The following is an 18,522-nucleotide window of genomic DNA, read 5'->3' as shown; positions in this document are numbered from 1 at the left end:
CACTGTGACAAGTTGTTTTTTGTTTAGAAGGAACTTTAGTATAATTATGAGGAGAATTAAATAATACATTTCTACATATAAGGAGATAAAAACTATGGCAAACAACAAATTACTAAGAATGGACAATGTCAGCATCGTTGTAGAATCTCTTGATAACGCAATATCTTTCTTCGAAGAGATTGGATTAAAACTAGAAGGACGCGCTACTGTCGAAGGTGAATGGGCCGGTCGCGTAACTGGTCTCGGTTCTCAGTGCGTGGAGATTGCTATGATGGTAACCCCAGATGGCCATAGCCGAATTGAACTTTCGCGATTTCTCACACCACCTACTATTGCAGATCACCGGACAGCTCCTGTAAATGCCCTCGGTTATTTGCGCGTCATGTTCACCGTTGAAGACATTGACGAAATGGTATCTAGACTTACTAAGAAGCATGGTGCTCAGCTCGTTGGCGAAGTAGTTCAGTACGAGGACTCGTATCGACTTTGCTACATTCGTGGAACTGAAGGAATTTTAATTGGTTTAGCGGAAGAACTCGGTAACAAGTAAGTAATGTTTTATAAGAAGTCTTTACTGAAATAAAATATTTAAAAGAATTTCTTGCTTCATAAAACTTAGATTTTCAACCCCGTCCTAGCTTTAGAACGGGGTTATGCTTGTTTGAGCTTTTTAACATACTATCAACATCCCAAAATCATCATAAAACAATTGGATTTCTTGTTATACTCTTTCCTAGGAAATATAATGGACTCTTCTCACTTCTTATCATATATATCTTTCCTTTTGAAAAATGATCTGAACTCATTCAAAATAACTTTCTTCACGTCAGAATAAAAAGCCATCATGAATAGTGCTATCCCTAATAAGATCTCTTGCATTCCTTCATAATCAACGAAGGCACTCACAATCAGCAAACCAAACCCAATATAAAAACCAAACTCATTCTCTTTCTCAAAATCTTCATCTTCATCAATATGTATTTTCTCTTTTAAATTTTGGTTCCCTTTTATTAACTCATCGAGCGTAACATTATACATTTCGCTCAATAAAATCAAATTTTCAATATCAGGGTAACTTTTATCATTTTCCCATTTATACACCGCCTGCCTCGTAACACCAATCTTTTTAGCAACATCTTCTTGTGAAAACCCTTTTGACTCTCGTAATCTTTTAAGTTGTTGTCCTAAGCTCATAACGTCCCCTCCTTTAACAAATGATGACATAATAGGAGATAAAAAAAAAAGAAACTATTGGTACAATCCACTGTAAACCATTCGTTTACACAATAAAAAAGAGAGAATAACTCTTTGAGTTATTCTCTCTCTTCTATTAAAACAGATGAATGTTTTCTTTCTTGCAAGCTTCACGTAAATCGTCAGGCCATACAGAAGATTGAACTTCACCGATATGTGCTTTTCGTAAGAAGTACATGCACATTCTTGATTGTCCAATACCACCGCCAATTGTTAATGGTAGTACGTCTTCTAAAATACCTTTATGGAAATCGTACTCACGTTTGAAATCTTCACCTGTTTTCGTTAATTGCTCATCAAGTGATTTGCTATCAACACGAATTCCCATTGATGATAATTCGAATGAAGATTGTAATACTGGGTGCCAGAATAAAATGTCACCGTTTAATTTCCAATCATCATAATCAGCTGCGCGCCCATCATGCTTTTCACCTGAACGAAGTGCATCACCAATTCCGATAATGAAGACTGCACCGTGTTCCTTTGCAATTGCATGTTCACGATCTTTCGGTGTTAATTCTGGATATTTATCTTCTAATTCTTGGGAAGTGATGAAAACAATTTCTTCTGGTAAATACTTTCCAAGGAACGGATATTTTTCAAATAAGTGATCTTCTAAATCTTTGAATATTCCATAAATTGTTTGTACTGTTTTTTGTAAGTAATCTACAGTACGCCATTCTTTTTGAACGATTTTTTCCCAATCCCATTGGTCAACGTAAATGGAATGTGTTGCATCAAGTTCTTCATCACGACGAATCGCGTTCATGTTTGTATATAAACCTTCACCAGCTTCATACCCATATTCATGTAATGCGAATCTTTTCCACTTCGCTAGTGAGTGAACAATTTCTAATTCTTCTCCTGAATGTAACATATCAAATTCAATTGGACGTTCTACACCGTTTAGATGATCGTTTAATCCTGATTTTTTCGTTACGAATAATGGTGCAGATACGCGGAATAGTTCAAGGCGTTTTGCTAATTGATCCTCAAAAAATGTTTTAACTTCCTTAATTGCGATTTGAGTCTCTCTTACTGTCATTAATGATTGATACATGGTGGTTTCCTCCTAAAATGTTTGGATGTTGTGAAAAGAAGCCAACAAAAAAAGCCCTTCTTCCCCAAAAAACTGGGACGAAAGACTTTGGTTCCGCGGTACCACCCAAATTAGCAACAGAGGTTGCTCACTTATACAGTACGGAGATGAAATATCTCGATACTGTTCTTCTTGTAACGGCGAAGTACCCGGCTAAGTCTACTTTCCTGTAAAGGATTTCGGTTAGCAACTCCAGGAGGTTCTTCATAATAGGCTTCGTATCAGGCTCACACCACCCCTGACTCGCTTAGACTACATCCTACTACTACTCGTCCTTTCATAGTCGTTTTGTTGTCACATCTCTGAAACATTTTATTAATGATTATTCTATACAAAAAATAAAGAAAGTCAACAAAAATTTAAAAATATTTTTCAATTCTTTATTTTACGGCTTTATTGATTGTTGCTAATTTAACATCTTTACTTTTTCTGTCTCGTCAATCCCAAAAACGTTTCACTAACCGAAACTAACGTATACACAACAAGTAATGTAATCGTTCGAAATATAGAATCCGCAGTATTTCGTATTATTTTCATTTTCTTTATAATTCCTTTCAGTTTACTTGCAAATTCATGTTATACTATAGCATTCAAGCAGTTTATTTTTACTTAAAGTAAACATAGTCATTTATAAAGAGTATTTTCTAAATCATTGACTATTATCAAATAAGATTTTTATATAACGGAGTGATCATATGAGTAAAACGAAAGCAAAACCAAAAAAAGGTGTAGGACAAGGTACAGGAAGTAAAGGGTGGAACCGTTGGCAATCAAGTGCAAAGAAAAAGGCAGCTGCCAAGCCATACAAAAGTAAAGGCACAAAGAAGTAATTTAAATAACATTTGATTTCTTTACTTTGTACAAAACAAAACAAAATATAATTATTACAACAAAAAAGCTATGTCCTCATACATTTGAAGGCATAGCTTTTTATGTTAGATCATTAAAATATCTCGAATTTCTTCCTCAGTAATTGAGGACAATTTCTCTTCTCCCGGCTCAATCACTTCAGCGATTAAATTTCTCTTACTCTCTTGCAGTTCATGCATTTTTTCCTCAATTGTTCCGTGAGCCACTAACTTAATAACTTGTACCGTATTTTTTTGTCCCATTCGATATGCTCTATCTGCTGCTTGTTGTTCAACAGCTGGATTCCACCATAAATCGTACAATATAACCGTATCGGCACCCGTTAAATTAAGACCCGTACCACCAGCTTTTAAAGAAATGAGAAATAGATCCCCTTCTCCGTCGTTAAACCGATCACATAGCTCTACACGTTCTTGCGAAGGTGTATTTCCGTCTAAATAAAAGTATGGAACAGCTTGACGATTTAACTCACGACCAATAATAGACAGCATCTTCGTAAATTGAGAAAAGATTAAAATTCTCTTACCAGTACTTCTGCATTCCTCTAATATCTCTAACAGTTGCTCAAATTTAGCTGAACTCCCCTTATAATCATCAACGAACAAAGCGGGATGATTACAAATTTGTCGTAATCTCGTTAAGCCAGCTAAAATTCTAATTTTATTTTTGCGTAACGTATCTTTATCTAAATGCTTTAACGTTTCTTCCCTTAATTTTGCTAAATAAGCAGCATATAGTCTCTTTTGATCTGGTAATAACTCCGATGACTGTAAGTGCTCTATTTTATCTGGAAGCTCCTGTAATACGTCTTGTTTTAACCGTCTTAATACGAAAGGTTTTACGCGCTTCGCTATATCTTCGCGCCTCAAATCACCGAATTCTTTTCTTCCCGGTAATAATTCCGGAAAGACGACATGGAAGATAGACCATAGCTCTTCTAATGAATTTTCTACAGGCGTTCCCGTTAGTCCGAAACGATGCTCAGCTTGAATTGTTTTCACTGCTCTTGCAGTTTGCGTTGTAGGATTTTTAAACGCCTGTGCTTCATCAAGAAATAGTGTATGAAACGGCCTCGCATACGATCTTATATCTCTTCTCAGTAACGGATATGACGTAATTACGACATCAAATTCCGCTACGTCCTTTAAAATTTTTCGTCGTTCTGTTTGATTTCCATCTGCAATAACCGCTTTAATATGCGGGGCGAATTTTTTCAATTCACTAAACCAATTGTAGACGAGCGAGGACGGTGAAACGACTAATATAGGTAGCTTCTTCTCCCGAATTTCAGGCAAAACAGAATCTATAAAAGCAATACTTTGCAACGTTTTTCCAAGTCCCATATCGTCTGCTAAAATACCGCCAAAACGATAATAGGCAAGTGTTTTCATCCACTCGAATCCGTATACTTGATACTCTCTCATTACAGCATGTAAAGTTTGCGGTACTGTAAACTTTAATTTTTTCGGGTTTTGAATGCTTTCAACTAAGTCTTGAACAGACTCATCTAAACTTAAAACATGACCCTCGTGAAGTCCGTTCATCCATTTTACACTCCGAATAAGCGGAACATTCACTTCTTCCCCATGTAAAAATTCTTTTCGAATACCTGATTCTTTTACAAACTGATTAATTTCATTAAACTCTTTGCTCTCTAGTGATAATAAAGAACCATTCGCTAATCGGTAATATTTGCGTTTCTCTTCAAGAGCGACTAATACACCTTTAATTTCCGCTTCCGGTATTCCTTTTATATCAAAACGAAATGATAACCAATCAATTCTTTCTTTTCTTCTTACCCTAATAAGAGGAGCTGTATCCCTTTTATGAATGCGTAATTTGATTGCTGTTGTCGCGTAAATATCAACTAAACCTTTTAACGTTGGAACGATATGATATAAAAAGTTATACTCCGCTTCTTCATTATGCATAAAGTATCCACCTTCTGTTTTCGCGAAGGCACTTTCACTCATAATATCTAAAATCTCTTTTTCCTTTTTCTCATCCCGATTAAAAACAGACGGCTGCCCGTCTTCTTCTAGCGGATTGATCACAACATTGCCATAATGAAATTCAAGACCTGCTAACAAACGATTTTTCACTCGATCTAAATATAATTTTGCTTTTAGCGACGGCGTTTCAATACGATCTGATATGACTTCATCAATGCGTACCGTTCCAAGTTTCATTAATCCAGGTACAACTTTCGCTACGAAATGTTCCATCTTACTTTCAGGAATATAAAACTGATTGCTATTTGAGCGACTCATCATCTTTTGCAATTCAATAAGTCGCATACAATCTTCCATAGGTAAAGAATATAATTTCCCATCGTAAAGAGCGTTGTTATACATTTCCATCACTTGAACACGATTTAGGCCGTCTATATGAAGTGTAAACCCACCATTATTGCCTTTCGTAAACTCAAAATGTAATGGCAATAAACCGTTTGACATTTGTAATCCGTGAAACAGTTGCTCATTTTGTTTCAGCTGTACATACTCAACTTTAGAAAGTGAAGAGAGCATATCTTTCCATGAAGCTGGCGGTATGAATATCATACTTTCCTCTTGTTTCGCATGTACTTCTAACGCATCTTCATACATTTTTTCATTATGATACATTTTAATCAGCTGCTGAATAACCACATCCGTCTCTTGCCTGAAGCTATGTACATCTGATGTGTATGTAAATTCATTGGAACAATGAAAAGCCTCTCTTTTCTCCACTTTAGAAAGAAATTCTCTAATATGCTTTATAAAATAAGTTTTCGCAAGTTTTAACTGAATTCCAAGAAGGGCCCCACCACTTTTCGTCGCTACTGGTGAACATATAAACGAAACATCTAATATTTCACGTGTATCAAAACGGTGTTGTTTACTTTTTGGCCGCAGTGGTTTGTCTGCAAACAACTGAAACATCCCGCTCGTTAATTGATCATTTCCGCTCATGTTTTCATTACTAGCAGAGACCATGCCGCCCGTTTGCTGGTTATAATTTATTTGTATGAGTACGGCTGCAACATGTTGACAGTACGTTTGAAAAGACGCTAATGAAGGGCAACTACATCTCGCAACTACATCACCCTTTTTAGCTTTTTCTACTGTAACATGAAAATCTTCATTCCCTTTTACCGTCGCCTCACAAATTTCTTTCGTTTCATCATAATGATTCACAATTACTTTATTTGATTTATAATAAGCTTCGCCTCTTTTATAGGAGGTCTCTCCGCATACTTCTTTTATAATTGATTTATTTATATAAAAACTCAATGGTGCACCTCCTTACGTTACTCATTTCATTCTATAAAATATTTTACATGTATAATCCAGTAAGTAAAGCCGTACATACGAAAAACAAAGACAAGCCCCTTTCTCTATATAACGAAAGGGGCTTGTCTTTTAATTAATTGATGTCATCTAAATACCAAGATCCATCTTTTTTCACTAAATCATACGTATACGTAAATGATTCACCTTGTTCACCTAAAACTGGTACGCTTACTTTCACACTTAACGTTGACGGTGTTTCACTTACACTTGTGAATGTTTTCATTGCCTCTGTATTATAAACATTCGTTACAGGATATAAATAATACGGATTTAATATCCACTGTCTATTATACTTATAAGCTTTTTCAAATTGCTTTCCTGTAAATTTCGGCTCATAAAACTTTTTCATTTGTTTTTGTAAGTCTTCAAACTTTTCTTCTTCAGGCGATTTAACTGCCGCTTGTAAAATATTATTTGCGTGCTGCTCCGCATCTAATATTAATTGCTGAGCACTTTGTAAAGATAAACCTGATAGTGCTCGCTTATCTTCCTCACTTCCCGAAACTTGAGCACTCACCTTACCTGTCAATCCTTTATAAGCAACATTAATTCCAGTCGTATCTCCGATTTTCGCATCGTCCTTTACTGTCACTTCTCCATGCTCATTTACGATAACGAAATCTTTCGAACTTTTGAAAGTAAGTAGATTCGGTTGTGTTATTTTTTTATAGCGATACGGTTCAATTGGTAGCCCTAATGTTTCGTATTGTTTCATTACTTCTACCGGCACAGGTATCGCTAAACGTACTTGCAATTGTTCTTTTTGCTTTTTCATTACAAATGTTTTTTCAGGATCTACTTGTAACTTCGTTGGCTTCACGATATAAACTGGAACTTCTATTTCAGCCAGTACTTTTTCACCTTCTACTAGCTCAAATAATAGATTTACTTTCTGTTCCTCTTTTGCGTTCGGTTTCACATGAATTGCAAAATTATCTGCATCTTTTCGTTTTGCTTCTACTACATCTGTATTTTTACTTGATACTCGTATTTCCTGATCCTTCGATAATTTATCTACTTTCATTGTTAATTGATTTTCATCAAAGATTCTTTTTACTACTTTTAAATTTGTATCTTCTCCCTCTTCAAGTAATAAATAATCTTGCGCTGATTGTAAATCATACTTTTCACAATTACTTATTTTCTTGAACTCTCCATTTTTATCTATTAACGATTTCTTAATAGAAAAAATGTCGGCATAAATTATACTCGCCTCTAAACCGGCTTGAATATAATATCCAAGTGACCCTTTTGCACAAATACTTTCAAACGTTTCTAAATTACTAGAGTCAATGTCTTTTATTCCCTCCGACGCTCTTGCCAGTGCTTCTAATTTCAATCCAGCTTCAAAATTAGTCCCTATTAAAATTATATTAGCAAGTGTTAAACCGCCTTTAATTTCGAAACCTGCTTTCCCATCAATTTTTGCTTCCCCTTTAAATTTAAGATTAGGGCCTGTTTGATCGTGTACAAATACTATTCCGCCGTTTTCAATTCCCCCTTCAAACGAATCTGTTTGCTTCACATCTACCTCTATGCCGATCGATAAATCTGCTTTTACTACAAGCGAAGCTTCCAACATTACACTTATAGCTGGAGCAGCCGGCAGTGGTACGCGAACCATAAACAAAGATTTTTTAAATGGTTTCAGTGAAAGACCTTTTTTATCAATAATTTCTTTCCATTCTTCAAATGTTAAAGTTTCGGATTCTTTCTTCTTACAAGCTACTTTCCCTCCGAAACAACGGGAGTAATTAAAAGTGTATTTTATATTATTCTCAACTTCACCTTTAAGAATAAATTTTAATTCATCCAAACTAGTCGCATCTTTAAACAAAATATCAGCATCTACATTTTTAATTTTCATTTTACCATTTAGTGAAAAGGCTAGATCCTCATTAATTCCTAACTCCTTACCTGTTACTTTAACATTCGTGTTCGTACTAAATTCTTTTTTATCAACGTCATATTCAGCAAATGCACGTTGTAAGAAATACTCTGGTCCCTGTAAAACATATTGATTTTTTTCTTCCTCTCCATTAATTTTCTGGTTAAATGGATTTAAAGGGGCTGACTGTTTTTCTTCCAGCGTTACACCTTCTGCTAAATAAACAATTTCAGCATTGTCTCTCGTAATTGATAGTTTTTCCTTCACATCTATTTTTTCAATTACTTCTTTAGCCTCTGGCTGTACTGCTTTTACAACCTTCTCCCCATCACTTCCATCCGTTATAGAGATAATTTTAATAACAACTCCAAGCGGATTATTTGGGATTGGTGGTAAAATTAAAATATTATCATTTTTCAATCCTTTTAATTTTGCTGCTTCTTTTTTGAATGTGAAAGTATCTGTTTGCGTTTGTTCTATGTCGTTTTTATATTGCTCTTTCACTTCATATACGTTCTTTTTATATATGATACTTGCTTTTTCACCGTCTCCTCCATTACCTGTACCGCCACCGGTATTCCCATCGTTATTACCGTCCCCTGTAGTCGGCTCATCTCGCTTGTAATCAATCACTTTACTAACGACCGCTGTCGACTCGGCTCTTGTTAACGTTTGTTTCGGTTTAAACGTCCCGTCTGGATATCCTGAAATGATTTTTGCATTTATTAATGCAGCTATTAATTTAGGATTTTTCGTAAATTCACCTTTATCTCCAAATTTTATTTCTTCATTTACTTCCTTTAATTTCAACACTTTCGCAATAATGATCGCCATTTCTTCCCTAGGAATTTCTTGCTCTGGTTTGAAGCTATCTCCATATTCTTTCTTTTCAATAATTCCTTCTTTTATCGCTGTTTCGATGTACTGATTTGACCACTTACTTTTCGGTACATCTTTAAATGTCTCTTGATCTTTTATAATCTTATATCCTTGCTGCAACACGATCATCGACAAAAATTGTTCTCTCGTCAATCGATCTTCTGGACCAAAGATTCCATTCCCTTTACCAGATACAATCTTCAACTCTTTTAATCTCTTTATATCTTTATACGCCCAGTAGGAAGGTGGCACATCATCAAATACATATCCATAATCCAGTAATTTAACGATGACTGCTGTCGACTCGGCTCTCGTTAATGTTTGTTTCGGTTTGAACGTTCCATCTGGATATCCTGAAATAATTTTTGCATTTACTAATGCAGCTATCAATTTAGGATTTTTCGTAAATTCACCTTTATCTCCAAATTTTATTTCTTCATCTACCTCTTTTAACTTTAAAACCTTTGCGATAATAATCGCCATTTCTTCCCTTGAAATTTCTTGCTCTGGCTTAAAGTTATCTCCGTATTCATTCTTTTCAATAATCTCTTCTTTTATTGCTGTTTCAACGTATTGATTTGACCACTTATTTTTCGGTACATCTTTAAATGTCTCTTGATCTTTTACAATCTTATAACCTTGCTGCAACACGACCATCGATAAAAATTGTTCTCTCGTTAATCGATCTTCTGGACCAAATAGCTCATCTCCCTTACCAGATACAATCTTTAACTCTTTTAATCTCTTTATATCTTTATATGCCCAATAAGAAGGTGGTACATCTTTGAATACAAGCTCATTTGTATTCAAAGCTGCACTATTATACTGATTTGTTTTTTTATTTACCTCGTTAGCAGCGTACGCAATTGCGCCATCAAATATCAATGTTACAAATAGTACAAACAGTATACTCAATTGAGCTACTTTTTTAAGCCAATTTTTCATCCCGTATTCCCCTTTTGCATTCAAAATGAAATAAAGATAAACGCATCAAATTATTCATCAATTGTAGAAAGAACAGTCTCTACGTTTATACCGTCTCCAACCTTTTTAATGAATGATTTTCCAATATTTAAATCTCCTGAAATTTTAGGCAGCAGTAAATAATCAAGCCATACAGTTTCCCCTGATTGAATGGAATTAATACCGCGGTTCAACTCTGTTCCTGGTGTATAAACAAAGTTTTTCTTGTCAGCTTCATTTAACTCTACATGCAAATCATAAATAACGTTTGGAGATCTATTTTCGATCCCTACCTTGACTACATATGGAAGACCTTTATATGCTTTTTTATCTACTTTAATATGCATCTTCACTCCATCTTCCCCGTATACTTCAATTGGCTTAGCTGTTTTAAAACCGGCAGAAAGTGGCTCATCAAACGGGTATAGTGTAGATGAGAAATTAGCATTTAAATGATACTCGCCCTTTTTATCTCCACGAACATACCACTCAGCTTTCTTAATCTCATTTCCACCTATCGTTCCTAAATGAATTGTTTCATTTTGCTTTTCGGAAATTGGAGCTAAACTTAATCCTTCTGGTAAATTTAGCGCTACATTTGTATTTGTTAATTCAAATGGCTCGTCCGCAAAACTTTGAATCATCATTTCCACTTTAAAGAACTCTTTCAGCCAACTTACCTTTCCTGGAACAACCATATATCCAACTGCAGGAGGGGCTTCTTTTTCTTGGAAACGTTCATTTTGAATAACAACTGGGTACACATTAACTTCACTTGTACCACTACCGATTGATACGTGTAAATCACCTTGTATAACTTTACCTACATTATTAATGATGTAATCAACTTTTTTATTCTCATTATCTATTTTTAAATGCAGTTCAAATTTATACACGTGGCGATTATCTGGATGATTGACATCAATACCAGCCTTCTCTATTTCTTCTTTCGACATTTGAGTTACGTTCATCTTCCCATCAAATAACTGCGAAGATTCTAATATGACTTTCTGCTTCGTCCGCTCATCATTCTTTACAACCACATCTACTGCAACTGGCTTATATCCTTTCTTATAAACGTATACTTTATAAGCGCCTTCTTGTGGTTTTAACGACAAAGTACCATTACTACCTGTTATTAACTTTTGTGTTTTCTTTTTTGAATCTTCTAAAACGACGCTAACATTATCCATTCCGCGTCCATTGACATCTTGTACTTCTAGTAATAAACCAGTCTCTTTCTCTGTTACTTCCACAGGAATATTCAAACTTTGTTTATCTTTCGTTATCGTAACAGTTGCCGTTCCTTTTTTATCTTGAGCTACTAACTTCCCAGAAGCATCTACTTCTACTACAGACGAATTAGAAGATTTAAAATTCACACTTTTCGTAACATCTTTCAGCGAACCATCTTCATATACCCCTGTAACTTTTAATTCATATGCTTCTTTCGTTTTTAATGCAATTTTATCCGTACCAACTTGTAATGCAACGAGTGGATTCTCTACTTTTACTTTCACTTCCTTTTTCATATCTCTTACAGATACTGTAATAATAGATTCCCCTTCTTTTTGCGCTACAATATTTCCGAACTTATCAACTTTCACGTTGTCGTTATTACTAGAAAATGTCGCTTCGTTATTAATTGATGAACGGTAATCCTCTTCGTAAACTCCTGTTACTTGTAACTTTTTCGTACCTTTAATGGGTAATGTTACATTTGATGTTTCAAGTTCAATGTCTTTCAGACCGTTTTCAACGTATACTGGAATACGTATCCTCTCTCCTCTATAATTAACAATCAGAGTCGTTTGTCCTTGTTTAATTCCTCTAACCTCTCCATTAGCTGTAATTTCAGCGATATTCTCATCATTTATCCAAAAACTTACTTGATCAGTGACATCCTTCTCACTATTGTCATACTGTGCTTTTACTACAATTTTATCTTTAGTTCCTTCCTTTAATGTAAGCTGTTTTTTATCGGTTACTACCCCTTTCAATTGTTTTTCTACCGTTACTGTTCCCTCTAATGTTAAACCCTCATAGGTTACTTTAATTTTTGTTTCTCCTTCTTTCTTTCCGTTCACATACACCGAATCATACATTGAATCATTTGTTAATTCAGCAATATCTTTATTATCAATCACTATTTCCGATAATCGAGTAATATTTTCATTATAACCATCATCATAAAATGATCTCACTGAAAAAGGATAACTTTCTCCTTCTATTACTACCCAATTAATATTAGGACTAATATTAATTCCCTTTAATATACGATTCGATTTTTTCACAGTTACATTTACCGTTTTCTTAATTCCACCGTATTCTACGGTAATAGTTGCCTCTCCTTCATTTACAGCTCGAAAACTATTAAAACCAATGATACGTACAACATTTTCATCTGAGCTTGTTAGTTTTAAATTCCAATTTATACTTTCCACTAATCCGCCATCATAAATTGCCCTTGCAACGATATACCCTACATTTTTATCTGTTAATGTAAAGTTTTCTCTATCTAGTTCAATATCTTTTAATGTTTTTTCAACTTCTATCAGAGCCCGAATACTCTTCTCACCATATTTTATGGTCATACTAGTTACCCCAACATTTTGTGCAATTATTTTATTTTTCGAATCCACCTTCGCAACCTGAGTATCATTTACTACTATTTCAACATTCTCAGTAATGTCTTTTTCTTGGCCATCATTGTATTTAGCTACTACTTTAAAAGTTTTCTCTTCACCAACTTTTAATTTCATCTGTTCGGGATCGATATCCATTCTATTCATAAATATATTAATTGTATCCCGAAAAATAGTGGCCCCATCTCTCACTCCCAGTAAAGTAAGTTGCAAATCACGTTCTTGTTTACTTACTTCTATTTCAATCGTTTTCTTAGATTCGCCTTTCTCAAAAAATACCTTTCCTTGATTTTTCGTTACACTAGTACCTTTCTGAGGAAGAGTTACGTTCCACTCCACACTATCGTCTTTATTTGTATTTCCTATCCTTATAACATTAACACTGACTTTTGCCTTATCGATACCTGTATCCTCTACTCTCCATCCAGCAACATAAACGTGATCATACTCTACAGGGGAGGGTATATCTTCAAATGTAAAGGGTTTAACAATCACATTTGAATCTACACCGTTATCTTTGTCATCCGCTATTACTAACTTCATCCTATTCCAATCGTTTACTTTTAAGCTAGAGCTAGCATTTAATACTGTAGTCATTCCATCCATTTCCGTATTTTTAGAAGCCTTTGTATTCGAAATATAATAACTACTATTAGCCCACTTATCAATCGTAGAAGTTGTCACTGGACTCCTATTCCAATTTGAGATAACCGCTATATTCTCCTGGTTAATAAACATTCCTACCACATCACTATAATTCGAAAATTCTTCATACTCATCTGAAGCAAGCACATACTGCACGTTCATTCTTTCTTTCAATGGCTTAAACTCAAACTCTAAAGTACTCGCATCAAATGTTTTCGTTCTATTACCTAGCAATTTCTCTAAATCACTATCACCGGGTTGATTATTAATTTGTGTATAACTTTTATACTTATTAGGCCCTATAATGCCCTTCGCATTACCTGTACTTAATATAACTCCGTCTTCAATTCCAAAAATATTTTGCTTCGCTTGAAATGTGCCAGCTGCTTGATTTGCACCTTTATATTTCACATTTCGAATTTCTACTCCATCACCAACGAGCTTTTTCGCTAGCTGTTCTGCGTTCACATTATCATCTAATGTGGATACTGAAATGTCTGGGTTATTACTCTTACCAGCCTCTTGCACACTTTTAATTTCAAATTTTCTATCTTCTTTAATTATTTCTTCCCCATTTGCTTTTACATAAAAACCTGGAAACTGTAAACATAAAATAGCAATCATACAAACTGTTAAACCATTTTTAAACTGCTTATATTTTCCTCCCAACTACTTATCCCCTTTCCTTTTTCAAATACAAGCGTCTCCTCTATTGACTCCTTCCTTTGCATTTTATTGGAAACTCATAAATATATTAATCTATTCCTATTATCAAATTCAATAGCATTTTTCACAAATTGTTCATTTATTCCAAAAATACTTTTCGACACAAAATAAACCAAATCTATGTAAGATTTGGTTTATCAATGGTTATACCCTATATCGTATTTTTTAATCTATCTCCATCAACCGTTTCGCTTCAAAATAAAGCACTTGAATAAATTTCTTCGTATTAATTCGTATATGGCCAGAAGTCGCTATTTCATCCTTTGTCATTTCTGTCATCCGTTTTCTCACTACAGTGAAATCAAAAAACTTCGGAGCATAGCTTTCAAATTTCGGATTTGAAAAATCTGTTAACCCTAAAGAAGCCAAATGATTTAATGACTGATAAATCGCTCTGCGCACTCTTTGTTCAGATGCTTTTTTCTCTTTATCAATATCCGTATCTAAAGCTCCCTCTCCTAATTTTTTCATCGTAATATAGTGGAAAATATCTTTTAATGCCGGAAATCCAAATTCAAATGTTTGCGCCTTTTCTTGTCCGTATAAATATTCCAGCATACTAAGTAAATCTTTACTTCCATTCTCTCCCGCAATACCGAGTTCTGCTAGTAAGAAGCGTCCGGAATCTGCTATCTTTTTTGCTTCTTGCACCGGTTCATTGCGCATTTGCGGCTGCTCCCACTGAAACACGTTATTCAATGATTTTTGAATATCATGTATGGAACGCTCCAAGCGAATCCGTTCCATTACTTTTCGTACGACAGATTCAACTTCAATTTTGTTTAATGGTTTCGTAATATAATATTCCACACCAAGTGTATATGCCTCACCAATGAGCTGTTTCGATTCAACTTGGGAAATCATAATAATTTTCCCGTTGAATGAAGGCGCTATATGGCGAACTGTTTCAATGCCATCTCTCATTGGCATGAGTAAATCAATAAACAAAATATCCACTTTTTTATAATTTAGCTGTTCTACTTCTACAAAAGCTCCATCTTCCGATTCTCCAATTACTTCCCCAAGATCGCCATCCTCAATAATTTGCGAAAGCATCGAACGGAAAACTTCATCATCGTCTACAATATAATAAAACAAACCTATTCCCCTTCCCGCTTTAAACTGCCCTCCGGTAAACAAACGATAAACTTACATCCTTTTTCATTTTCATTGTTTTCTAACCTTACTTCTCCGCCGAGCTCTGTTACCATTTCGTGTATGTAAGAAAGTCCAATACCTGTTGACGGTGTTCCTGTTTGATCATACTTGGAAGTAAACCCGGGCTTAAATACTAATTTCTTATACTTTTGTGCTATACCAGGGCCATCGTCAATTACTTCAAAGATTACATGTTGATCTCGTTTATATAACTTAATATGAATGAGACCTCTATCTTCAATTGCTTCCACTGCATTGGCAACTAAATTATTAAAGATTGATAACACTGTATACACGTGATATGCAGCGTGTTCACCTTCTATATGTTTAGAAAAACATATATCTTTCTCTAGCATTCCAGCGTACTTTTCATTTATTCTTACAATCATTTCTGTAAGCTCATGACCTTCTACATACTCCGCCACATTTTTATCTAATAACAGTTTGGATAATCCTGCAAAAATTCTTTGATTATCCTTTTTTATTTCGTGCACTTCTCCTGCTATTTTCAATGCTGTTTTACTGCTAGAATCATTTTTCTCCTGTAAATTTCGATATAGTTGATATGCTTCTTGTGTAATCAATTCTGCATTTTGTAACGTTTTCTTCAAATGAACTGATTCTACATATAAATTTGAAAGGTGCATGAACATTTTTTCATTTTCTTTTCGAACTTGCGATTCTTTTAATTTCGTTTCATATAAAATCATCATATTTAAAAAGCCTAGTGCAAAGAAACTGCGGAAAATAGCAATAATGATAAGTTTATTTACTTCAGAAACTGTTATCGTTGTACCGAGCACGACCATATGATAAATCGCTAGTTCTGACATACTTGCGATAATTTCAATTGTAATTCCAAGGCAACCAATAACGATTGGTTTCTGATGAAACTTATTCACCCTACAAAATGAAAAAAGACTTCCATAAATAAAATAATAAAAGAACACAGGATAACGCAAATAAAATGATTCTGTCATATGAAATGACCCTTGCATAACCCAGTCAAGACATACGCGGAATAAAACGACACATATACCGACAAGAATACCTGCAGCCGCTGCTGGGATTCTTCTTAAAAACAGCAATAAAAAGAAGAAAAGCGGCGTCCCAAAGCTAACGCGAAACGTATCGTTAAAAGGATGAAAATTAAGCTCTCCAGCAATCGGAACAACAACCATTAATATAATTAAAAGAGATATATCTTTCTTCCATAACTGATTCCAATTCAAAGGTGCCACTTCCTATACTTTTTTCAGTAGTAATAGTGAAAGCCCGCTTATATAATAAACGGGCTTTATTTCTATATGCTAACCTTTTCTACCGCTTTTATTTGGCGATACTCTGGCTCCCAGATTGCTTCTTTCACTGCAATCTTGATATCGGTATCACTTAAATTCTCTCTAGCTACACCTTCTGCAACAGCAACTTTCGCTACTTCAATTGCAACCATTTCCGAGATATTACGTAACTCTTCAACTTCTGGCAAAATAGGTGCTCCTGGCTGACTTGTGTCTACCATGCATGCAACTGCTTCAGCAGCTGCTGCGAACATTCCATCCGTCATGACGCTTGCACGTACAACAATTGTTCCAAGACCAAGCCCTGGGAAAATAAGTGCATTATTTGATTGTCCAATTACATACGTTACACCGTTATATGTAACTGGTTCAAATGGACTTCCTGTTGCTACTAATGCTCTTCCTTCTGTCCACTCGATTAAATCTACTGGTTTTGCTTCAGCAAGTGGCGTCGGATTCGACATTGGTAAAATGATTGGTCTTTCTACGTGAGAAGCCATTTCTTTAATAATCTCTTCTTTAAATGCGCCTGCAACCGTTGATGTACCGATTAAAATTGTTGGTTTTACATGTTTCACAACTTCAGCAAGTCCGATCACATCATTTTGTTTCCACTCACTTACTTCTGCTTCTTTTCGTGCATACGGCATTTGGAAATCAAGAAGATCTTCCATATCATCTGTAACTAACCCGTTACGATCAATACACCAGAAACGCTTATATGATTCTTCTTCTGATACGCCTTCGCGGACCATTGCATCTCTAACTTGATCTGCGATACCGATTCCAGCCGTCCCAGCACCAAATACAACAACGCGGTGTTCACTTAACGGTACACCTGAAGCTTTCACTGCCGATAATACAGCAGCAAGGGAAACTGCACCTGTACCTTGAATATCATCATTAAATGTACAAATATCATGACGATATTTATCTAAAATTTTCCGTGCATTTCGAGAACTAAAGTCTTCCCAATGTAATAGTGCTTTCGGGAATTGCTTATTTACCGCTTGTACAAACGTATCAATAAACTCATCGTAAGCTTCACCAGTTATACGAGGGTGACGATTTCCAATATAAAATGGATTGTTTAATAGTTCTTCACGATTTGTACCTACGTCTAGAATTACCGGTAATACACGACTAGGATCGATTCCAACCGCGGCCGTATAAACAGCTAATTTTCCGATTGCGATGTTAATACCACCAACGCCCCAGTCACCAATTCCAAGTATGCCTTCCCCATCTGTTACAACGACTAAATCAATGTTTTCAGCTGTTGCACCGATATTTGCGAATGCTTCTTCAATACCTGACGGATCGTTAATTGATAAATACACACCACGTGGTTTACGGTATTCATGACTATATCTTTGAATCGCTACACCAACAGTTGGTGTATATACGATCGGTAACATTTCACGTAAATGGTTTGTTAATATACGATAAAATAATACTTCATTTCGATCATGCAACGCTGTTAAGTATACATTCTTTAATAAATCATCCGGCTGAGAACAAAATTGCTCGTATGCTCGGCGTGCTTGTTCTTCTAATGTTAAAACTGCTGGCGGTAATAACCCTTTTAAACCTAATTCTTCTCTCTCTTCTTGCGTGAAAGCGACCCCTTTATTTAAAAGTGGTGTTGATAATACTTCTACTCCTCTTAATGTCGTTTCTAATGAACCATTAGAAGCTACTGTAAACTTACTCATAACATCCCTACCTCTATTCATATATAGCATTTCTATATTGTAAACAA

At 35.1% G+C, this 18,522-nt stretch carries 10 protein-coding genes and 1 other annotated feature; of the genes, 2 read left to right on the top strand and 8 right to left on the bottom strand.

What is annotated here, in order from left to right:
• Positions 1-94: 94 nt before the first annotated feature.
• Complete coding sequence (locus FOT98_RS16620; protein WP_063263611.1) at positions 95-550, top strand: VOC family protein; 456 nt, start codon at positions 95-97, stop codon at positions 548-550.
• A gap of 206 nt (positions 551-756) precedes the next feature.
• Here the strand turns inward: FOT98_RS16620 and FOT98_RS16615 are convergent, their stop codons facing one another.
• Together FOT98_RS16615 and asnA are read right to left on the bottom strand one after the other, a co-directional pair.
• Positions 757-1,194, bottom strand: a complete 438-nt coding sequence (locus tag FOT98_RS16615; RefSeq protein WP_063263612.1) for a helix-turn-helix domain-containing protein — start codon at positions 1,192-1,194, stop codon at positions 757-759.
• A gap of 136 nt (positions 1,195-1,330) precedes the next feature.
• The gene (gene asnA, locus FOT98_RS16610) at positions 1,331-2,314 is read right to left on the bottom strand and encodes an aspartate--ammonia ligase (protein WP_061676615.1); all 984 of its coding nucleotides are present in this window, start codon (positions 2,312-2,314) and stop codon (positions 1,331-1,333) included.
• A 70-nt stretch (positions 2,315-2,384) separates the two neighbouring features.
• Positions 2,385-2,643: a binding site (T-box leader), on the bottom strand.
• Between the two features lie 405 nt (positions 2,644-3,048).
• Between asnA and FOT98_RS16600 the strand changes: the two genes are divergently transcribed.
• Complete coding sequence (locus tag FOT98_RS16600) at positions 3,049-3,183, top strand: DUF3934 domain-containing protein (protein ID WP_000047588.1); 135 nt, start codon at positions 3,049-3,051, stop codon at positions 3,181-3,183.
• A gap of 105 nt (positions 3,184-3,288) precedes the next feature.
• Here FOT98_RS16600 and FOT98_RS16595 read toward each other — a convergent pair whose 3' ends face one another.
• The 6 genes from FOT98_RS16595 to malS all read right to left on the bottom strand — a co-directional run bounded on the left by FOT98_RS16595 (position 3,289) and on the right by malS (position 18,475).
• A complete protein-coding gene (locus tag FOT98_RS16595) occupies positions 3,289-6,495 on the bottom strand; it encodes a DEAD/DEAH box helicase (RefSeq protein WP_063263614.1) in 3,207 nt (1,068 codons plus the stop codon).
• A gap of 133 nt (positions 6,496-6,628) precedes the next feature.
• Complete coding sequence (locus FOT98_RS16590; protein WP_063263615.1) at positions 6,629-10,267, bottom strand: S-layer homology domain-containing protein; 3,639 nt, start codon at positions 10,265-10,267, stop codon at positions 6,629-6,631.
• A gap of 50 nt (positions 10,268-10,317) precedes the next feature.
• Positions 10,318-14,244, bottom strand: coding sequence for a choice-of-anchor L domain-containing protein (locus tag FOT98_RS16585; protein ID WP_063263616.1), 3,927 nt, complete (start codon positions 14,242-14,244; stop codon positions 10,318-10,320).
• Between the two features lie 222 nt (positions 14,245-14,466).
• Positions 14,467-15,399, bottom strand: a complete 933-nt coding sequence (locus FOT98_RS16580; protein ID WP_063263617.1) for a response regulator — start codon at positions 15,397-15,399, stop codon at positions 14,467-14,469.
• Between the two features lie 2 nt (positions 15,400-15,401).
• Complete coding sequence (locus FOT98_RS16575; protein WP_080467874.1) at positions 15,402-16,700, bottom strand: sensor histidine kinase; 1,299 nt, start codon at positions 16,698-16,700, stop codon at positions 15,402-15,404.
• 62 nt (positions 16,701-16,762) lie between these two features.
• A complete protein-coding gene (gene malS / locus FOT98_RS16570) occupies positions 16,763-18,475 on the bottom strand; it encodes an oxaloacetate-decarboxylating malate dehydrogenase (protein WP_063263724.1) in 1,713 nt (570 codons plus the stop codon).
• Positions 18,476-18,522: the final 47 nt, after the last annotated feature.

The sequence above is a fragment of the Bacillus sp. HY001 genome (assembly GCF_007558965.1).
GTDB lineage: Bacteria > Bacillota > Bacilli > Bacillales > Bacillaceae_G > Bacillus_A > Bacillus_A mobilis.
The sequence above is the reverse complement of the archived record's forward strand: the minus strand, read 5'-3'. Positions and strand labels throughout refer to the sequence as shown.

Bases quoted from the DNA above. Each gene is read 5' to 3' on its own strand.
- FOT98_RS16615 (WP_063263612.1), bottom strand. From the start codon at position 1,194: ATGAGCTTAGGACAACAACTTAAAAGATTACGAGAGTCAAAAGGGTTT.
- FOT98_RS16600 (WP_000047588.1), top strand. From the start codon at position 3,049: ATGAGTAAAACGAAAGCAAAACCAAAAAAAGGTGTAGGACAAGGTACA.
- FOT98_RS16590 (WP_063263615.1), bottom strand. From the start codon at position 10,267: ATGAAAAATTGGCTTAAAAAAGTAGCTCAATTGAGTATACTGTTTGTA.
- asnA (WP_061676615.1), bottom strand. From the start codon at position 2,314: ATGTATCAATCATTAATGACAGTAAGAGAGACTCAAATCGCAATTAAG.
- malS (WP_063263724.1), bottom strand. From the start codon at position 18,475: ATGAGTAAGTTTACAGTAGCTTCTAATGGTTCATTAGAAACGACATTA.
- FOT98_RS16620 (WP_063263611.1), top strand. From the start codon at position 95: ATGGCAAACAACAAATTACTAAGAATGGACAATGTCAGCATCGTTGTA.